Raw genomic sequence first — 18,437 nt, 5'->3', positions numbered from 1 at the left:
GCTACCCGTGAGTATGTTCAGCTGGCGGCGGCGCTCAGTGCGGTGACCTCGGCGTCCGTCAGCTCGAGCGCGACCGACGCGACGAGGTCGGTGAGCTGCTCGGGCGTCCGGGCACTGGCGATCGGGGCGGCGACCGTCGGCTGCTGCCGCAGCCAGGCGAGCGACACCGTGGCGACCGAAACGCCGTGTGCCTGGGCGACTTCGTCGAGCGCGGCGAGGACACGCTCGCCACCGGCGTCCAGATAGGACGCGGCGCGGGCGGCGCGCGGGCTGTCGCCCGGCTCGTCCTTCGTGCGGTACTTGCCGGTGAGGAACCCCTTCGCGAGGGCGAAGTAGGGCAGCGTGGCCAAGCCTTCCCGCTGGACGAGCGGGGCGAGGTCGCGCTCGTAGTCCCGCTCGACGAGGTTGTAGTGCGGTTGCAGCACGGCGTACCGCGCGAAGCCGTTCTGCTTCGAAATGGACAGTGCATCGGCGAGCCGCTCGGCGCTGTAGTTGGACGCGCCGAGGTAGCGGACCTTGCCCGCGCGGACCAGGGCGTCGAACGCTTCCAGCGTCTCCTCGAGCGGGGTGTCCGGGTCGTCCCGGTGGGCGTAGTAGAGGTCGATGCGGTCGGTCCGGAGGCGGCGCAGTGAGTCCTCCGCCGCCGCCTGGATGTTCTTCGCCGACAGGCCGGGCCGGCCGTCCCACATGCCGACCTTGGTCGCGATGACGACGTCGTCCCGGTGGCCGCGCGCGGCCAGCCAATTGCCGAGGATCTCCTCGGAGCGACCTCCGCCGCCGTAGAGGTCGGCGGTGTCCACGAAGTTGCCGCCGGCCGCGGTGTAGGCGTCGAGGACGGCGAAGGACTGCGGCTCGTCGGCCGTCCAGCCGAAGACGTTGCCACCGAGGTTGAGGCCGTAGACGTCGAGGTCGGTGTTGCCCAGCTTGGTCATGGTTTCGACGTTAGTCCTTCCCGGGATGCGGAACCCGGGAGGAAAATCGCGGTCCCGTGTGTTGGAGTGTTCCATGGCTATCGAACTCGGCAAGCTCGGAATCTGGCGGTACCACGCGAACGTCGACGCGAAGTTCGCGGCGGAGGCGGAGAAGCTCGGCTACAGCGCGATCTGGCTGGGCGGCTCGCCCAGCGGGGACCTCGCGTCCGTGGACGACCTGCTCGCGGCGACGGACTCGCTGGTCATCGCGACCGGCATCGTGAACATCTGGCAGGACGAACCGGCTTCGATCGCGAAGGCGTACGAGCGGATCGCGGGGAAGTACCCGGACCGCTTCCTGCTCGGCGTCGGCGCGGGCCACCGCGAAGCGACGAAGGAGTACAAGAAGCCGTACGCGGCCTTGGTCGACTACCTCGACGGGCTCGACGCGGCGGGCGTCCCGGTCGGCGGCCGGGCGCTGGCGGCGCTCGGCCCGAAGGTCGTCAAGCTGTCCGCCGACCGGACCGCGGGCGTGCACCCGTACCTGACCACGCCGGAGCACACCCGCAGCACGCGCGAAATCCTCGGCGCGGGCAAGCTGCTGGCGCCGGAGCACAAGGTGGTGCTGGGGACCGACGCCGCCGAGACTCGCGCGATCGGCCGTCAGACGGTGAAGTACTACCTCGGACTGTCGAACTACGTCGCCAACCTGCGGAAACTCGGTTTCACAGACGAAGACCTGGCGGGCGAGGGCAGCGACCGCCTGATCGACGCGCTGGCGTTGCACGGTGACGCGGGCACGATCGCCCGCGGCCTGGCGGCCCACCTCGAGGCGGGCGCGGACCAGGTGATCGTCCAGGTGCTGAACGAGGACCCGTGGCCCGCGTACCGGGCGCTGGCTTCGGAACTGCGGTGACCTCCGTCCGGCCGCCGGTGCGCCGGCGGCCGGACGCACGCTTTCTGAACCGATCCGACGTGCGGAAAAGTTTCTGTGCGGGGACCGGTGTGCGGCGGCGGCCGACCTCGTACGATGCGGTCGGGACCACCCTGTGCCAAGGAGGAGTAACGATGCCCATCGCCACCCCCGAGGTCTACGCGGAGATGCTCGACCGGGCCAAGGCGAACGAGTTCGCCTACCCGGCCATCAACGTGACCTCGTCCGAGACCGTGAACGCCGCCATCCGCGGGTTCGCCGAGGCGGAGAGCGACGGCATCATCCAGTTCTCCACCGGCGGCGCCGAGTTCGCCTCGGGCCAGAAGGTCAAGGACATGGTCGTCGGCGCGACCGCGCTGGCGGAATTCGCCCAGGTCGTGGCCGCTCGCTACGACGTGAACGTGGCGCTGCACACCGACCACTGCCCGAAGGACAAGCTGGACGGCTTCGTCCGCCCGCTGATCGAGATCTCGGCCGAGCGCGTCAAGAACGGCCAGAACCCGCTGTTCCAGTCCCACATGTGGGACGGCTCGGCGATCGACCTCGACGAAAACCTGGAGATCGCCGCGGAGCTGCTCGCCAAGACGGCGGCCGCGAACATCATCCTCGAGGTCGAGATCGGCGTCGTCGGCGGCGAAGAGGACGGCGTCGAGGCGGAGATCAACGAGAAGCTCTACACCGCCGAAGGCGACTTCCTGAAGACGATCGACGCGCTCGGAGCCGGCGAAAAGGGCCGCTACCTGCTGGCGGCGACGTTCGGCAACGTCCACGGCGTGTACAAGCCGGGCAACGTCAAGCTGCGCCCGGACGTCCTCAAGGGCGGCCAGGAAGTGGCGGCGAAGAAGCTGGGCCTGGACGCGGGTTCGAAGCCGTTCGAGCTGGTCTTCCACGGCGGTTCGGGTTCGCTGCCGGAGGAGATCCGCGAGGCGGTGTCCTACGGCGTGGTGAAGATGAACGTCGACACGGACACGCAGTACGCGTTCACCCGCCCGATCGTGGACCACTTCTTCAAGAACTACGACGGAGTGTTGAAGATCGACGGCGAGGTCGGCAACAAGAAGGTTTACGACCCGCGCTCGTACCTGAAGGCCGCGGAGGCCGGGATGGCGGCTCGGGTTGTGGAGGCCTGCCAGGCCCTGGGCTCGGCTGGCACGAAGCTCAAGTAGCCAGACACACGAAGGGCCGCCGCGGCTGTGGCGGCCCTTCGTCGTGTTCAAACCGTTTCGGGCACCGCTCGCCGGGACGTCCACCGGCGTGAGACCGGACCCGCCGCCGCCCACAGCACGAACACCCCGGCCAGCACCACCAACGCCGTCCAGTAGGCCGCCGGGGGTGCCGACTCCGTGTGGGCGTCGCCCAGTACCCACGGGCGGAACTGCGACTGCAGCCAGAACGCCCCGTACCCGAACGCCGTCACCAGCAGCGCCCCCGCGCCCGCCGTCAGCAGGCCATGGCCGCGGCCGATCCTGAACGCCAAGTCCACCGCGAGGCCCACGAAAAGCAGGTAGAACGGCACCGTCGACACCGGGAAGCCCAGCCCGAGCAGCAGCGGCCACATCACCGACCGGTACGCCACGTACGCCAGCGCCACGAACGACGCCGACCAGCGGCGGCCCAGTGTGTGGCGCGCCAGGACCAGGATCAAAGCCATCACGCCGATGCCCCACAGCGGGTACACCCACTCCGGGATCGGCATCGTGAAGTGCAGGACCGCGGTCCGGTCGACCGGGTGCCCGATCTGGTTGGCCGCGAAGTCCAGCAGCGACGGCTCGGCTTCCGGCGTCCCGCGCTCCCACGCGCGCAGACCCAGGATGCCGTACTCCTGCTGGCCGTTCGGGAAGAACGTGTTCTCCAGGAAGAACGCCCACAGCGCGAGCAGCACGCCGGTGCGGAAGCGACCCGGCGGCGAAAACCGGAGCCAGCCGAGCAGGACGCCGGCCTGCATGATGCCCGTGCCCAGGTAGAGCATCATGTGCGACGGGCTCCACGCGGTCAGGTCGAGGCCGTTGACGCGGTGGTTGATGACGTCGAGCGGCGCCGCCACCAGGAACGTCAGCAACCCGACCTGCATCAGCCGCAGTGACGTCTTGTCGGCGCCCAGTCCCGTGTAGCTGTGGATCGCCACCAGCACCACGATGATCACCGTGCCGACGGTGTTGATCAGGTGCGGCGGCGCCAGGTCGTCGCGCAGCCACATGAAGTGCCACGACATGTCCCACGACGAGCCGACCAGCTTGAACGCGAACGCCGCCAGCCACATCCCGTAGCAGAACCGGAGCACCCAGTCCGGGGTCGGCTGCCCGGGGGCGCCGCGGTGCCAGTACCGCGTGAAGAACAGCCGGGTCTTGCCGATCGGGCTGCGCGGGATCACGTCCACCGGGACGTCGACTGCCTTGGCCATGCCGGACATCATGGCCGGTCATGGTCACGAGTGGGCCAAGACCGTGGCAAACGACGCGAAAATCGGGGTTCCCCCGACCCTTCTTCCCGCCGCCACCCTCAACGGAGGCGCTTTCGTGCCCGGGTTCACCCCTACGGGTGGGTGACTTGCTTCCACCGCCGCGGCTTGGCAGGGTGTGCCGCCATGATGCCGAAACGAGTTGTCGCGGGCGTGCTGGTCGCCGCGCTGCTGCTGGCCGGGGCCGGGGTGCTCGGGAGCCTCTTCCTGTAAGGGCAGAATGGGCGCCATGACGCACAACCTGCTCGGCCCCGAGCCGACGCTGCTGCCCGAGCACACCGCCGCCCAGGCCGCGCTCGACGCCGGGAACGATCCGGCCACCGTCGCCGCCGAACACCCCTACTACAGCGAGGCGTGGGCTTCGCTGGCCGAGAAGGCTTTCGACGCGGGTGAGACCGTCGCCGCGTACGCCTACGCCCGCACCGGCTACCACCGGGGTCTCGACCAGCTGCGCCGCGCGGGCTGGAAGGGCTTCGGCCCGGTGCCGTGGGCCCACCGCCCCAACCAGGGGTTCCTCCGCGCCCTCGCCGTGCTCGGCAAGGCCGCCGGGAAGATCGGCGAGACCGAGGAGTACGACCGCTGCCGGACCTTCCTCGCCGACTCCGACCCCGCCGCCTCCGAGGCCACCGGCCTGAAGTGACCCGGGTCCGTGAATGCCACCTTCACGGACTGAAGGTGGCATTCACGGCTTTGGTCAGAACAGGCCGCAGTTGGACACCGCCGGGAGGCCGGCGAAGCGGCCCTCGAGCCAGGCGAACGCCTCCGGGTACGCCCGCACCGCGCCGAGCGCGTGCGTCGGCACCAGCGACGTGCTGAACTGCACCTTCACGCCCTTGCCGCACCACGTCCGGCCCAGGTCGCGGTCCTGCGCGTAGGGCACGATGTCGTCGAGCGCGCTGTGGACGATCAGCACCGGCGCCGTCGGCTTCAGCGTCCCGATCTTCTGCTCGGCCACCCTCGCCCGGTACGGCTCTTCCCCGAGGTACGCGACGAGCGAGCGGCCGTCGGTGGTCAGCGTCGACGAGCGCGTGAACGCGTGCGCGGCGATCGCCTCCACCGTGCACTCGGTCCGGACCCGCGCGAACAGCTCCTTGCCGCGGGCGTTGAGCAGCGCCGGGATGTTCAGCTCCGGGTACGCGTAGTTCATGCTCACCAGCGCGAAGCCGAGGAAGCCGACCGCGTAGTGGCCGTCGAGGTTCTTGGCGACTTCGGCGAGGTCAGCCGGCACCGCCCCCGCGTACGCGCCCTTCAGCTTGAGCTCGGGGGCGTAGCCCGGCTGCAGTTCCGCCGCCGCGGCTGACGCGCCGCCGCCCTGGGAGTAGCCCGCGATCGCCACCGGGCCGTCGTCCGGGAGGCCCGCCTCCGGCAGCCGCTGCGCCGCGCGGATCGCGTCGAGCACCGCGTGGCCCTCCGACGCGCGGTTGACGTAGGTGTGGTCGCCGGGCGTGCCGAGCCCTTCGTAGTCGGTGACGACGACGCCGTAGCCCCGCGTCAGCAGCCCGGCGATGAACGGGCCTTCGTACTCGAAGCCCGCAGCAAGCGCTTTCGACGGCGCGCAGTCGTCACCCTCGCCCTGCGTGCCGACGGCGTAGGAGACGATCGGGCGCACGCCGGCGCCGTGCCAAGCCGACCGCGGGGTCAGCACCGTGCCGGTGACGGCGATCGGCGAGCCGTGCGTGTCGGTGCTGCGGTACATGATCCGCTGCACGCTCGCGTCGGCCTTGATCAGCTTGATCGGATCGATGTAGAACGTCGACGCCTCGTGCCGGATGACGTCTCCGTCGGCGCCGGCGGGGAGCGGGGACGGGGGGTCGTAGAACGACGCGGCGGAGGCGAGTGGCGGGCCGAGCGTCGCCAGTGCCAGGACGGTGACCGTGGCGACGGCCGCGGAGAGGGCGCGGCGGGGGAAGATACGCATGCTTGCTCCTCGTTGAGCAGGTCGAGTGCGCGGGGAACACCTTTTCAGACAGAGGTGTCGGAAAAAGAATCACGTGAGGTGGACCACCATGTCAAGCCCGGCTCCGCGCGGGCGGCCGCGCAAGCTCCCGGTTTCCGAGCAGCGCGCCCGGGTGCTGCAGGCGACCGCGCGGGTCGTCGCGCAGCACGGGATGCAGGGCGCGACGATCGAGCAGATCGCGCGCGAAGCCGGCGTCTCGCGGCAGGCCGTTTACGAGCAGTTCGGCGACCGGGCGACGCTGTTCGCCGAGGTCGTGGCGGACACCGAGGAGAAGGCTTTCACCGCCATCGCGGGGCCGTCGGTGTCCGACGAGCAGCCCGGGCTGCGGGCTTGGGCGAGGGCGAACTACGCCAACATGGTCACCTTCGTCGCCGACCGCCCCGAGGCCTACGGCGTGCTCCGCGCGGCCGAGCGCGCGGGCGACCCCGCTCTCACCCGGTTGAGGGAGAGGCTGGCGGTCGTCTACGCCGAAGCCAGCCGCAAGCGGTGGGCCGCCCACGGCATCGACTCCGGCCGGGCGGACCGCGCGCTCGTCACGCTCTTCTTCGCGATGACCGAGTCGTTGGTCCAAGCCACCTGGGACGGCGAGCCGCCGGACCAGGACGCCCTGATCGACCTGCTCACCGAATTCACCGTGGGCGGCGTCGCCCGCCTCCAGGCCAGGGCGAGCGACGTCATCGAGCGGTTGCGGTAGGGGCGCTAAGCCGCGGCCAAGGCCGCCGCGGCGGAGCCCATCACCCGATTTCGCCCGCCGTGTTTGGCCGCGTACACGGCCGCGTCGGCGGACGCCATCACCTCCTCGATGGACGAACCGTCGAGCGGGTAGGCGGCGACGCCGATGGACGCCGTCTGCCGTTCGATGTCCACGGCGGCGCCCTCGTTGGACTTGGTGCTGATGACCAGCTCGCTGACCCGTTGCCGGATCCGCTCCGCCGTGACGATCGCGTCCTCTTTGGACGTCGAGGGCAGCAGCGCGACGAACTCCTCGCCGCCGAACCGGCCGACCAGGTCGTGCGCCCTGGTCTCCTGTTTGACCACGGCGGCGACCGCCTTGAGCACGTCGTCCCCCGCGAGGTGCCCGTAGGTGTCGTTGATCCGCTTGAAGTGGTCGAGGTCGATCATCATGGCGCCGAAGCTGCCGTTCTCCCGCTTCGCGCGCGAGATCTCGCGCTGCGCGCCGTCCTGCCAGGTGGTGGCGTTGAGCAGCTGGGTCTTCTGGTCGGTGGTGGCCAGTTCTTCCAGCCGCTTGATCAGCACGGACCGCTGCAGCACGTACAGCGGCAGGATGACCAGCACCGACAGCAGCGGCTCGGTGGTCAGGACCATGACGAGCAGGCCGCCGACGCAGAGGGTGGCCAGCTCCAGCAGGTTGTCGTCCATGTTGCCGAGGCAGCCCTCGACGGTCGCCTTCTCGGGGGCGGCCAGGTACAGGCCGAGCCCGGTGAGGGCGGTGTTGGTGGTGAAGAACGCGATCGCGGCCAGTGCGACGGCCACCATCCCGTGCCCGCTGAACAGCTCCGCGACGAGGCCGGCGGCGAAGCCGGAGAGGATCATCGTGGTCGCGTTGGCCGCGACGCGGTGGGCCTCACCCGGACGGGTGCCGGACCAGCTGCGGAACGCGAGGTAGACGTAGAGCACCGTGCCCAGCACGGCCACCAGCTGCGGCGGCACCAGCAGCCCGGCGGGCAGCAGCCAGACGGACGTCATGTTGATGTGCGGGCCGTTGCTCAGGATCCGGCGCTGGCGCTCGATGCGCCTGCTGACCTCGGTCTGGGCCACCGCCAGGGCGGTGAGCAGCGCGAACGTCCCCAGGTTCGCGAGCGTGACCGGAATCGAAAGCGTGGCGGCCGTGGTCCAGGCCAGCATGACGGCGATCGCGGTGAGTGTGACGGCGACCCAGGCTTTCGGCCGGGTCCACAGTGCCCAGTTGGCAACACCACGAACCGAGGCTTGTCCAGACCGTTCCCCCGATGTGACCATTTTTCCCCCAGCCCCTTGCGCAGGTGATCAGTGACAATCTACTCACGGACAGTTTCAGACCGTTTGCGTGCTGTCCACAAGGGCTTTCGGTGTGTACTTTTTGTTTGACACCGGAACGAGAGGTGGCCAGCGATGCGCGGCAAAGATCAGTGACCGCACAGCGCACCGCAAGGTCGCGCAGGTCAAGCCCACGCGCGGGGCATGTCAGGCATGTTCGGCGCGTGCGGCTTCTTTGTCGATCCATCTTTCGGGCTCGCCCGACAGGGCGCGGGTCCACAGTGCCGCCAGCGGCAGGGTGAGCACGATCCCCGCGACGCCGAAGATCCCGACGGTCCCGTGCGGGGTCAGCTGATCCGCGAGCACGCCGCCGATCAGCGGGCTGACGCCCATCATCGTGGTCAGTCCCGTGTTGGACAGGCCCATCACCTGCGCCCGCTGCTCGTCGGGCACGGCCAGGGTCAGTGACGCGGTCGCCTGCAGCAGGCAGACCGTGCCGAAGCCGCCGGACACGATGAACAGGACGATCGAGGAGACCGGTCCGGGGTTCAGGAAGCAGAGCACCAGCGGCACGGCGCACAGCGCCGCCAGCGGGCCGATCAGCTTCGGCCGCAGCCGCGCGGGCACCCAGCGCGTGTAGGCGAAGGTCGCGATGACGCTGCCGATCGGGTCGGCCGCGAGCAGCAGGCCGATCGCTTCGGGGCCGCCGCCCGACGCCGAGACGTACGGCGCGGCGATGCCTTCGTAGACCGGCAGGAGCCCCATCAGCCAGGTGAACAGCACCAGCGTCCGCAGCGGCGAGCTCGCGAACGCCGTCCGGCCACCGCCGCCGAGCGTGGCGAAGAAGGACTTGCGCTGCTCGCCGGTCGCCGCGGCCGGCCGGGCGCGGACGCCGAAGCGCACGAAGATGGCCGACAGCACGAACGTGGCGGCGTCGACGATCAACGCGACGTGCGGGTCGAGCGCGATCAGCAGCGCGCCGCCGCCGGCGAAGCCGAGCAGCTGGGCGCTCTGCACGGTCATGCTCCGGATGCCCATCCCGACGACGAACCGGTCGCCTTCGAGCACCTGCGGCAGCAGTGCCAGCTGGGACGCCTTGAACGGGGGGTTGACCAGGGAGACGCCGCCGACCAGCACGCACATCAGCCAGAACGGCATGCCGGGCAGGGCGACCAGCAGGATCAGGCCCGCGCGCAGCAGGTCGACGAGCACCATCACGCTGCGGCGGGGGAAGCGGTCGGCGAAGCCGGTCAGGAAGATGCCGCCCAGCAGCGACGGGGCGTAGGTCAAGGCGTAGGTCAGGCCGGTGAGGGTCGCGGAATTCGTCCCGGTGAACACGAGGATGGACAGCGCGACCCTGGCCAGCTGGTCGCCGGCGATCGAGAGCAGTTCCCCGAACCACAGCGCCCGGAATTCGGCGACCCCGAACACCTCGCGGAACGTGACGCGATCCGGCGGTGCTGCCATGCGTTTCTCCCGACCTCTTGTGCAGACCGCGTCGCGCGCATGACCGCCGGTGACGAGACGACCAGTCGGTCATGAGGCAGTCACGGTACGTGAGTTACCTCAGCCAGTGTCCCGTGACTGTTGGTAAATCTCTAGGTTCTTTCGCTGGTATCCAAGGTGTCACGGAGCTTTCCCGAACGGGTCAGACGATAGCCCGCAGTGTCTGACCGGTGGCTCAGGAGTCACCAATCGATCATTCCGTACCCCTTGATCGGTCGCCAGAGGCAAAAGTAGCCACGTCGCGTTCGCCAGGTGGCTACCGGTGGACCTGCTCAGCGCCGGCCGCGCGCGCCCTCGATGACCTCGATCGACGCGCGGACCTGCTCGAAGGTGGGCGGCGCCGCCCGGTTGAACACGACGGTCAGGGACCGGCGCGGGATGACCACGAACTCGACGTCGACCCCGGCCGCCTCCGCGGCGGCCTCGACGACGTCCCGCCAGTGTTCCGGGTCGATCCCGTCCGGATCGGCCCACTCGTGCGCGAAGATCGCCCAGTTGCCCCTGAGCAGGGTGCCGACCACGTCCTGCGCGGTGTGGACGCGGTGCGGCGGACCGACCTCATCGGCCACGTCTTCGCTTGTGCTGGGGTGTGGCCGAGGCCCGGGCGCCTGGGTGGACGAGGGACAAATCCGCTCCTTCCGCCGGTGTGGCCGAGGGATTCGGAGCCGCGGGCCGGGGTGGATTGGTCGCGCGGCGATTCCGCACTGTGGGAAGCCCCTTGCCCGGCACAACCCCGGCGTAGCTTCGGGTTCGTGGCCGATCTCCCGCCGTTCACCCTGGCCGTCGTGGGCGCCGGACCCCGTGGGGTCGGCGTCCTCGAGCGGCTCGGTGCGAACGCCGGCGAGCTGCTCGGCGACCGCCGGCTCGAGGTGCACCTGATCGACCCGTTCCCGCCGGGGCCCGGCCGGGTGTGGCGCTACGACCAGTCGCCCCTGCTGCGGATGAACTCCATGCCCGAGGACGTCACGATGTTCACCGACGACTCGGTGAAGATGGCGGGCCCGGTGCGGCCGGGGCCGTCGCTGCTGGAGTGGGCGCGGAAGGTGCGTGACGGCGGGCTCGACGCCGACGTGCCGCCCGACGTCGTCGCCGAGCTCACGGCGCTCGACCACTTCGACTTCCCCACCCGGCGCCTGCAGAGCGCCTACCTGGCCTGGGTGTACCGGAAGGTCGTCGAAGACCTGCCCGAAGGCATCGACGTCGTCGAGCACGCGGCCCGCGCGACCGGGGTGGCCGGCGGCACCGTCAGCACCGTCAGCTTGTCCGACGGATCGGCGATCGCCGCGGACGCCGTGGTGTTCACCGTCGGGCACCTCGACGCGGAACCCGACGAGCGGGAGGGTGAGCTGGCCGCGTTCGCCGCGCGGCACGGGCTGGCCTACTACCCGGCCGGCTACACCGCCGACGTCGACTACTCCGCCATCGAACCGGGCGAAACCGTGCTGGTGCGGGGATTCGGCCTGGCGTTCGTCGACCTGATGCTGCTGCTGACCGAGGGGCGCAGCGGCCGCTTCGAGGAGTTGCCGTGCGGCGGCCTCCGCTACCACCCGAGCGGGGACGAGCCGGTGCTGCACGTCGGCTCGCGGCGCGGGGTGCCCTACCACGCGAAGATCGGCTACCGGTTGCGCGGGAAACCGTTGCGGCTGCCCAGGTTCTTCGACGCCTACGCCATCGACGAGCTGGCCGGCGCGCCCGGTGCCCTCGATTTCCGCAGGGACGTCTGGCCGCTGATCGCGAAGGAGCTGGCCTGGGGTTACTACAGCGAGCTGTTCACCGGGCACCCGGACCGGGTGCGCCTGGACTTCGCCGTGTTCGCCGACGCTTTCGCCGACTCGGCCTGGGATTCGCCGTCCATGCGGGGCCTCGTCGCGCGGGCGGTGCCCGCCGAAGCCGACCGGCTCGACCTCGACCGGCTGGACCAGCCGATGGCGGGCCGCACCTTCGGCACGGCGGAGGAGTTCGGCAAGGAGCTGCGCAAGTACGTCGAGGCCGACCTGGCGCGCCGGGCGGACCAGGAGTTCAGCGCCGACCTGGGCGCTTTCATGGCCTTGCTGTCGGTGTACGGCCAGCTGCCCACCTTGGTCCAAAAAGGACGTCTGGACGCCGCGTCCCAGGTGTCCGACATGGACGGCTGGTTCCACGGGTTCTTTTCCTACTACGCGAGCGGACCGCCGCCACGCCGGCTGGAGGAACTGCTGGCGTTGCACGAAGCCGGGCTGGTTTCCTTCGCGGGCGCGGAAATGCGGGTGACCGCGGAGCGCGGCGTCTTCGTGACGTCCACGGCGAGCCACCCGGAGACCGTCGAGGCGCGCACGCTCGTCGAAGCGCGGCTGCCGGGCCCGAGCGTGACCCGTGCGGCCGACGGCCTGCTCCGGCAGTTGCGCGACGCGGGCGAGCTGGCGGAGGAAACGGTGGCGGACCCGGTCACCGGCGCGCGCCTGCCGTCCGGCCGCATCCACACGCGGGTCTCGGACTCCCGCGTGCTCGACGGCACCGGACGGCCCCACCCCCACCGGTTCGCGGTGGGCCCGCACACGAGCGCCCGGTCGGCGGCGGCGTTCACCCGGCCGCGGACGAACGCGTTGCCCTTCCGGCAGAACGACGCGGTGGCGCGGGAAATCCTGGCGCTGGTCAGCCCGCCCAGCTGACGAGTTCGGCGAGGACCTCTTCGGGCGCGGGCATGCCCGCGATCTCGGCCGCGATCCCGCGGGCGACGTCCCGGGCGGCCGAGCCGTCCAGCAGCTCGCGGGCCGCCGCCTCGATCGCGCCGATCCGGATGGCGTCACCCACCAGCGCCTTCGCCGCGCCGAGCGCCGACAGCGTCTCGGCGTTGGCGAACTGGTCGGCGCCCTGGGGCAGGAGCAGCTGCGGCAGGCCGGCGGCGAGGGTGGCGAGCACCGTGCCCGTACCGCCGTGGTGCACCGCCAGACCCGCGTGCTCCAGCACCTCGGCCTGCGGCACGAATCCGGCGACCCGCACCCGCTCCGGCAGCTCGCCCAACGCGGCGGGATCGCCGGGGCCGACCGCCACCAGCACGTCGACGTCCAGCCGGGACAGGGCGGCGATCGCCCCGCGCAGCACCTGCGTCGCGCCGAACACCACCGTGCCCAGGGTCAGGTACACGAATCCGTCCTCCGGGAGCGGCGGCAGCGGGACATCGGGGTCGTACGGCGTCGGGCGCATCCGGAACACCTTCGGCACGGCCGCGGTACCCGGATCGCGGACGCTGTCGGGCCAGACGTCGACGCAGGCGTCGCCGAGCATGGCGTCCGCGGGCCGGGTGCCCCAGAGCGGCGCCAGCCGTTCGTCCGCGAGCGCGAGGAGCTCCGACGGCATCGACCGGCCGATCACCAGCGAGACGGCCGGGATGCCCGCCTGCCGCGCCAGCGCCCCGGCGCCGACGTCGCTCTGTTCGAAGATCACCAGGCCGGGGCGCAGCTCGGGGAGCAGCGGCCGCAGATCGGCCATCGTCGCCGCCGGCAGCAGCTCGGCGAACATCGTGATGCCGACGTCGACGAAGCCGGCGTCCTCACCGTGCCGCCGCTTGGCCTCGGCCTCCGCGTCGCCGATGGAAATGCCCACGCGGTGGGCTTCGAAGCCGAGTTCGCGCACCTTGGGCACGAACTCCTCGCCCGTGCCGAACACGACGTCGTGCCCGGCCGCACGCGCCGCGTTCGCCAGCGGCAGCAGGGGGAAGAGGTGGCCGTACGCCGGGCGGCACGTGAAGAGGATCCGCATCCGCCCGAGCGTACCGCTTCAGCGCTGCCCGGCCGGGGCGATCCGCGCCCGGCCGGGGATCGCCGCGAGCAGTTCCTTCGTGTACTCCGCCCGCGGCTCGTGCAGCACCTGAGCCGCGGGGCCCAGCTCGACCAGTCTGCCCTCCCTGAGCACGCCCACCTGATCCGCGAGCTGTCGCACCACCGCCAGGTCGTGGGAGATGAACAGGTAGGACAACCCGAGCGAAGACTGCAGTTCCGCGAGCAGCCGCAGGATCTGGGCCTGCACCGACACGTCCAGCGCCGACACCGGTTCGTCGCACACCACCAGATCCGGCCGCAGCGCCAGCGCCCGCGCGATCGCCACCCGCTGGCGCTGCCCACCCGACAGCTCGGCCGGTTTCCGGCGCGCCACCGACGCAGGCAGGGCCACCTGGTCCAGCAGCTCCGGGACGCGCGTGCGCGGAAGCCCGAACGCCCGCAGCGGTTCCGCCACGACGTCCTCGATGGAGAACTTCGGGTTCAGCGACGCGTACGGGTTCTGGTACACGATCTGCATCCGCCGCCGCAGCCGCCGGAGTTCGTCGCCCTGCAGCCCGGTGATGTCCTGGCCGTCGAAGGAAACCGATCCGGCCGAAGGGGTTTCGAGGCGCAGCACCATCCGCGCGGTCGTCGACTTGCCGGAGCCGGACTCGCCGACCAGGGCCAGCGTCTGGCCGCGGGGGACGTCGAACGAGACGCCGTCGACCGCCCGGATCCCGCCGTCGAAGGTCTTCGCCAGGTCGCGGACCGACACCAGCGGTTCGGCGGCCGGAACCGCCGGCCGGGAAGCGCTCGTCATGCTCGGCGCCGCCGCGAGCAACTTCTGCGTGTACGGGTGCGTGGGCGCACTGACGACCGACGTGCCCTCCTCGACCACCGAACCCTGGGAGAGCACCACGATCCGCGACGCCCGATCCGCCGCGACGCCGAGATCGTGCGTGATCAGCAGGATCGCCGTCCCCGACTCCGCCGCCAGCGACGTCAAGTGGTCGAGGATCCGCCGCTGGACCGTGACGTCCAGCGCCGACGTCGGCTCGTCCGCGATGATCAGCTTCGGTCGTCCCGCCAGCGCGGCCGCGATGAGCACCCGCTGCCGGAGCCCGCCCGACAACTGGTGCGGGTACTGCCGCGCCCGCAGGGCCGGGTCGGGCACCCCCGCGCGTTCCAGCAGCTCGATCGCCTGCGTGGCCGCCGATCGCCGGTCCGCGAGGCCGTGGATCTTCAGCACCTCTGCGACCTGGTCGCCGATCCGGTGCACGGGGTTCAGCGAGACCGCCGGATCCTGCGGCACCAGCGCGATCTCCCGGCCGCGCACCCCACGCCACTGCCTGGCCGAGAGGGAAAGCAGGTCACGGCCGTCGAAGGTGATCGAGCCGCCGTCGACGCGGCCGCCGCGGGGCAGCAGGCCGATCGCCGCGTGCGCCGTGGTCGACTTGCCCGAGCCCGACTCGCCGACGACGGCGACCACCTCGCCCGCGCCGACGTCGAACCCGACGTCACGGACGGCCGGGACCGTTCGGTACGACACCGCCAGTTCCGAGATCCGCAGCAGGGTCATCGTTCGCCTCCGTCCAGGGCGCGGGACAGCCGGTTCGCGGCGAGCACGACTGCCGCGACCGTCAGTCCCGGGAACGTCGTCATCCACCAGGCGGTGGCCAGGAAGCTGCGGCCGCCCGCCACCAGCGCGCCCCACTCCGGCGTCGGCGGGGTCGCCCCGAAGCCGAGGAAGCTCAGCGCCGACACTTCGAGCACCGCGGTGCCCAGCGTCAGCGTGGCCAGCGCGAGCACCGGGCCCGCCGCGTTCGGCAGGACGTGCCGGAGCAGCACCCCCGACCACCGCACGCCGGAAGCGCGCGCGGCTTCGACGAACACGCCGTTGCGCACGCGGAGCACCTCCGCGCGCATGACCCGTGCGAAGGACGCCAGGTTCGCGATGCCGACGGCGATCGCGACGTTGGTCGTGCCGAAACCCAGCGCCGTGACCAGGGCCAGCGACAGCAGGATCGGCGGGATGGCCAGGAAGACGTCGACGATCCGCATGATCACCGTGTCCGCCCAGCCGCCGCGGAACCCCGCCAGCAGGCCGAGCCCCGAACCGGCCACCAGCGCCACGATGACGGCGATCGCGGTGGCCCGCAGCGAGAGCGACGCACCGTGGACCACCCGCGCGTAGACGTCGCGGCCGGTTTCGTCGGTGCCGAACAGATGCCGCAGGGACGGCGCTTGCAGCCGCTCGGCCGGGACCCCGGTGATCGGGTCGTAGCCGGTCAGCAGCGCCGGCACGAAGGCCGCGAGCAGTACGAACGCGAGTACGGCGAAGGCGACCACGAGACCCGGGCGGCGCACCACCGCGCGGGCTTCGGCGAGGTCAACCACGGGCCACCGCCACGGTGGTCCGCGCGATCCGGGGATCGAGCACCGGGTAGAGCAGGTCGACGGCCAGGTTGAGCACCACGAAGACCAGGGCGGCCAGCACGATGACCGCCTGCACCACCGGCACATCCTGCGCGGTGACGGCGGCCGCGGTGATCCGGCCGACACCGTCGCGCGAGAACACCGTCTCGGTGATCACCGAACCCGCGACCAGGTTGCCCGCCACCACGCCGGCGATGGTCAGCGTCGGCACGGCCGCGTTGCGCAGCAGGTGTCCGAAGTGGACGCGCCAGCGGCTCGCGCCCTTGGCCGCGGCGATCTCCGCGTACGGCTGCTCCTGCTGGATCGTCAGGCTTTTCGCCAGCACCTGGCCGATGATCGCCCCGGTCGGCAGGGCCAGCGTGATCGCCGGCAGGACGATCGTCTCGAAGCCCTGTGTGCCGAGGGCGGGCAGCAGGCGCAGCCGGAACGAGAAGAACTGGATCAGCAGCAGCCCCACCCAGAACGGCGGCAGCGAGATCGCCAGCGACGGCAGGGACAGCAGTGCCTGCCGCAGCCAGCGGAACCGCGTGAACGTGCCGAGGAACGCCGAGCCGCCGCCGAACAGCACCGCGAACACCAGCGCCAACCCGGTCACCGCGAGCGTCGGCGGCAGGGCCGTGACGACCATGTGCGTGGCGTCGTCACCGGTGGCGACGCTGCGTCCGAAGTCCCCGTGCAGCGCCGAGACCAGCCGTTTCAGGTACTGCACCGGCAGCGGCGAGTCGAGGCCGTACTCCGCGCGGGCGGCGGCGACCTGCTCCGACGTCATCGACGCCCCGGCTTCCCCGCCGGCCAGCTTCGCCGAGACGGCGTCCCCCGGCAGCAGGTAGAGGATCAGGAACGACAGCGTGAACGCCGCCCACAGCACGAACACCGCCTGCCCGACGCGGCGGAGCAGGTAGCGCCTCACGACAGCCACGCGTCGAAGAGCTGCAGCCGCGACGACGCCTCGAAGTCGACGGCGTGCGCCTTCGAGCTCAGCGCGACGACCTGGGTCAGCTCGAACACCGGGATCGCGTAGGCGTGCTCGATGATCAGCTTCTGGGCTTCGTCGGCCGGCGGCTTGCGCTTGGCAGTGTCTACAGTGGACGACTGGGCGTCGAGGGCGGCGTCGAGCGGGTTGCCGGGTGCGAGCTTGCTGCGGTTGCCGGCCTTCGTCGAGAACTGGCCGCGCAGGATGTCCGGGTCGGCGCGGGTGACGTTGTACCAGAGGAAGTCGTAGTTGCCGGCCAGCTGGAGCTGCGTGGTCTCGGCGGTGGTGTGCTGCTCGATCTTCAGGTCGAAGCCGATCTTGCGCAGCTGCTGCTGGATCAGCTCCAGCGCGCTGCGGTTCTGGTTGAACACCGGCGAGAACACCACGGACGCGCTCAGCCGCTGCCCGTTCTTCGTGCGGATCCCGTCGGCGCCGGGCACCCAGCCGTCGCCGTCCAGGAGCGCGGCCGCGCCCTTCGGGTCGTACGCGAGCTGCGCGGACAGGTCGCTGACCAGCGGCGTCGCCGAGCCGAGGATGCTCGTGGCCGGCTTGTAGTTCGGCGTCAGCACGGTGCTCACGACCTCGGCGCGGTCGACGCCCTTGAGCGCGGCCTGGCGCACCTTCTCGTCGGTGAGCACCCCGCGGGTGGTGTTCGCGTGCAGGTTGAACACGACTCCGGGGTTCGATCGGATGTTCTCGCTGAAGCCGTTGCCGGTGAACTGCGGCTCGTCGACCGGCTGGACGTCGGTGATCGCGTCGAGCTGGCCGGACGCGAGGCTGCCGGTGCGGACGCCGGGCTCCGGCACGATCTTGTAGTCGATCTTGTCGAGGTACGCCTCGCCCTGGTGCTTGAACAGCGAGGAGCCCCAGGCGTAGCCCGTGCGCTTGGCCAGGACGATCTCCTGGTTCTGCTTGAGGCTCTCGAAGACGAACGGCCCGGAGGCGATCAGGCCGTCGCCCTGGCAGCGCTGCTCCGCCGTCTTCTTGAACGCCGCCGGGGCCAGCACGGCCAGCGATACCGTCGAGCTGGCCTGCAGGAACTGGGCGCTGGGCCCGGAGAACTCGATGCGGGCGGTCTGCGGGTCCACCACGGTGGTGCCCCGGTAGCCGGCGAGGTAGCCGTACCCGAGCGGCGCCTTGGTGCCCAGCGCCTTGACGCCGTCGAAGCTGGTCTTGACGGCAGCGGCGTCGACCGGGCTGCCGTCGGAGAAGGTCGCGCCGGGGCGCAGGTGGAAGGTGAACGCCGTCGAATCGGCGTTGCTCTCCCACTTGGTGGCCAGCCACGGCTTGATCTCGCCGGTCTTCGGGTCCTGGTCGGTGAGGGAGTCCGCCAGCTGGCGGGAGACGTTGATCGAGGCGTTCGTGGACGTCTGCTGCGGGTCGATGCAGTCGGGCGCGGACGAGATGCCGAGCCGGAGCGTGCCGCCCGGCTTCGGCGGCCCGGCGTCGGCGGCGGAATCGCCGACCGCGGTGGAGCACGCGGTCAGGAGCACGGGCAGGGCGAGCAGGGCCGCGGCAGTGCGGGCGCGGGGAAGCAGGGACACCGGG

16 protein-coding genes are annotated in these 18,437 nt (G+C 71.1%); 5 read left to right on the top strand and 11 right to left on the bottom strand.

The window, feature by feature from the left end; translation table 11 throughout:
• Positions 1-17 precede the first annotated feature (17 nt).
• Positions 18-932: an aldo/keto reductase gene (locus AB0M80_RS13890; protein WP_364563461.1), complete on the bottom strand. Its 915-nt coding sequence runs from the start codon at positions 930-932 to the stop codon at positions 18-20.
• 73 nt (positions 933-1,005) lie between these two features.
• Between AB0M80_RS13890 and AB0M80_RS13885 the strand changes: the two genes are divergently transcribed.
• Both AB0M80_RS13885 and fbaA read left to right on the top strand, forming a co-directional pair.
• Positions 1,006-1,827, top strand: a complete 822-nt coding sequence (locus AB0M80_RS13885; RefSeq protein WP_364563458.1) for an LLM class F420-dependent oxidoreductase — start codon at positions 1,006-1,008, stop codon at positions 1,825-1,827.
• Between the two features lie 152 nt (positions 1,828-1,979).
• Positions 1,980-3,011, top strand: coding sequence for a class II fructose-bisphosphate aldolase (fbaA, locus tag AB0M80_RS13880; RefSeq protein WP_364563456.1), 1,032 nt, complete (start codon positions 1,980-1,982; stop codon positions 3,009-3,011).
• A gap of 47 nt (positions 3,012-3,058) precedes the next feature.
• Here fbaA and AB0M80_RS13875 read toward each other — a convergent pair whose 3' ends face one another.
• On the bottom strand, positions 3,059-4,246 hold the full coding sequence (locus AB0M80_RS13875; protein ID WP_364563454.1) for a hypothetical protein: 1,188 nt from the start codon (positions 4,244-4,246) through the stop codon (positions 3,059-3,061).
• Positions 4,247-4,532: 286 nt separating this feature from the next.
• Between AB0M80_RS13875 and AB0M80_RS13870 the strand changes: the two genes are divergently transcribed.
• Positions 4,533-4,943, top strand: a complete 411-nt coding sequence (locus tag AB0M80_RS13870; RefSeq protein WP_364563452.1) for a DUF3151 domain-containing protein — start codon at positions 4,533-4,535, stop codon at positions 4,941-4,943.
• A 54-nt stretch (positions 4,944-4,997) separates the two neighbouring features.
• Here the strand turns inward: AB0M80_RS13870 and AB0M80_RS13865 are convergent, their stop codons facing one another.
• Positions 4,998-6,221 carry a lipase family protein gene (locus AB0M80_RS13865; protein ID WP_364563450.1) on the bottom strand — a complete coding sequence of 408 codons (1,224 nt, stop codon included), beginning with the start codon at positions 6,219-6,221 and terminating at the stop codon, positions 4,998-5,000.
• A gap of 88 nt (positions 6,222-6,309) precedes the next feature.
• Here AB0M80_RS13865 and AB0M80_RS13860 point away from each other — a divergent pair, with 88 nt between their 5' ends.
• On the top strand, positions 6,310-6,954 hold the full coding sequence (locus AB0M80_RS13860) for a TetR/AcrR family transcriptional regulator (RefSeq protein WP_364563447.1): 645 nt from the start codon (positions 6,310-6,312) through the stop codon (positions 6,952-6,954).
• A 5-nt stretch (positions 6,955-6,959) separates the two neighbouring features.
• Here the strand turns inward: AB0M80_RS13860 and AB0M80_RS13855 are convergent, their stop codons facing one another.
• From AB0M80_RS13855 to AB0M80_RS13845, 3 genes are all read right to left on the bottom strand, one after another.
• A complete protein-coding gene (locus tag AB0M80_RS13855; protein ID WP_364563700.1) occupies positions 6,960-8,123 on the bottom strand; it encodes a GGDEF domain-containing protein in 1,164 nt (387 codons plus the stop codon).
• 321 nt (positions 8,124-8,444) lie between these two features.
• The gene (locus AB0M80_RS13850; RefSeq protein ID WP_364563445.1) at positions 8,445-9,704 is read right to left on the bottom strand and encodes an MFS transporter; all 1,260 of its coding nucleotides are present in this window, start codon (positions 9,702-9,704) and stop codon (positions 8,445-8,447) included.
• A 311-nt stretch (positions 9,705-10,015) separates the two neighbouring features.
• Positions 10,016-10,312 (bottom strand): hypothetical protein, encoded by a 297-nt coding sequence (locus AB0M80_RS13845; protein ID WP_364563442.1) that lies wholly within the window; start codon positions 10,310-10,312, stop codon positions 10,016-10,018.
• A gap of 183 nt (positions 10,313-10,495) precedes the next feature.
• On the opposite strand from AB0M80_RS13845, the gene AB0M80_RS13840 reads away from it, so the two are divergent.
• Positions 10,496-12,391: an FAD/NAD(P)-binding protein gene (locus AB0M80_RS13840; protein WP_364563439.1), complete on the top strand. Its 1,896-nt coding sequence runs from the start codon at positions 10,496-10,498 to the stop codon at positions 12,389-12,391.
• Here the strand turns inward: AB0M80_RS13840 and AB0M80_RS13835 are convergent.
• Genes AB0M80_RS13835 through AB0M80_RS13815 form a run of 5 tightly spaced genes read right to left on the bottom strand, consistent with a single transcriptional unit; the run spans position 12,375 to position 18,433 of the window.
• Positions 12,375-13,481, bottom strand: coding sequence for a glycosyltransferase (locus AB0M80_RS13835; protein WP_364563436.1), 1,107 nt, complete (start codon positions 13,479-13,481; stop codon positions 12,375-12,377). The two genes, AB0M80_RS13840 and AB0M80_RS13835, sit on opposite strands and share 17 nt — an antisense overlap.
• 18 nt (positions 13,482-13,499) lie before the next feature.
• Complete coding sequence (locus AB0M80_RS13830; protein WP_364563433.1) at positions 13,500-15,059, bottom strand: ABC transporter ATP-binding protein; 1,560 nt, start codon at positions 15,057-15,059, stop codon at positions 13,500-13,502.
• Positions 15,056-15,877 (bottom strand): ABC transporter permease, encoded by an 822-nt coding sequence (locus tag AB0M80_RS13825; RefSeq protein ID WP_364563430.1) that lies wholly within the window; start codon positions 15,875-15,877, stop codon positions 15,056-15,058. Before AB0M80_RS13825 ends, AB0M80_RS13830 begins: the two co-directional genes overlap by 4 nt.
• A complete protein-coding gene (locus AB0M80_RS13820; RefSeq protein ID WP_364563697.1) occupies positions 15,870-16,826 on the bottom strand; it encodes an ABC transporter permease in 957 nt (318 codons plus the stop codon). Before AB0M80_RS13820 ends, AB0M80_RS13825 begins: the two co-directional genes overlap by 8 nt.
• Positions 16,823-18,433: an ABC transporter substrate-binding protein gene (locus AB0M80_RS13815; protein ID WP_364563427.1), complete on the bottom strand. Its 1,611-nt coding sequence runs from the start codon at positions 18,431-18,433 to the stop codon at positions 16,823-16,825. The genes AB0M80_RS13820 and AB0M80_RS13815 overlap by 4 nt, the downstream gene beginning before the upstream one ends.
• Positions 18,434-18,437: the final 4 nt, after the last annotated feature.

It is taken from the genome of Amycolatopsis sp. NPDC051045, assembly GCF_040682955.1.
In the GTDB taxonomy this organism is placed as follows: Bacteria; Actinomycetota; Actinomycetes; order Mycobacteriales; family Pseudonocardiaceae; genus Amycolatopsis.
Note: the sequence above shows the minus strand (reverse complement) of the source record. Positions and strands in the feature narration are given on the sequence as shown.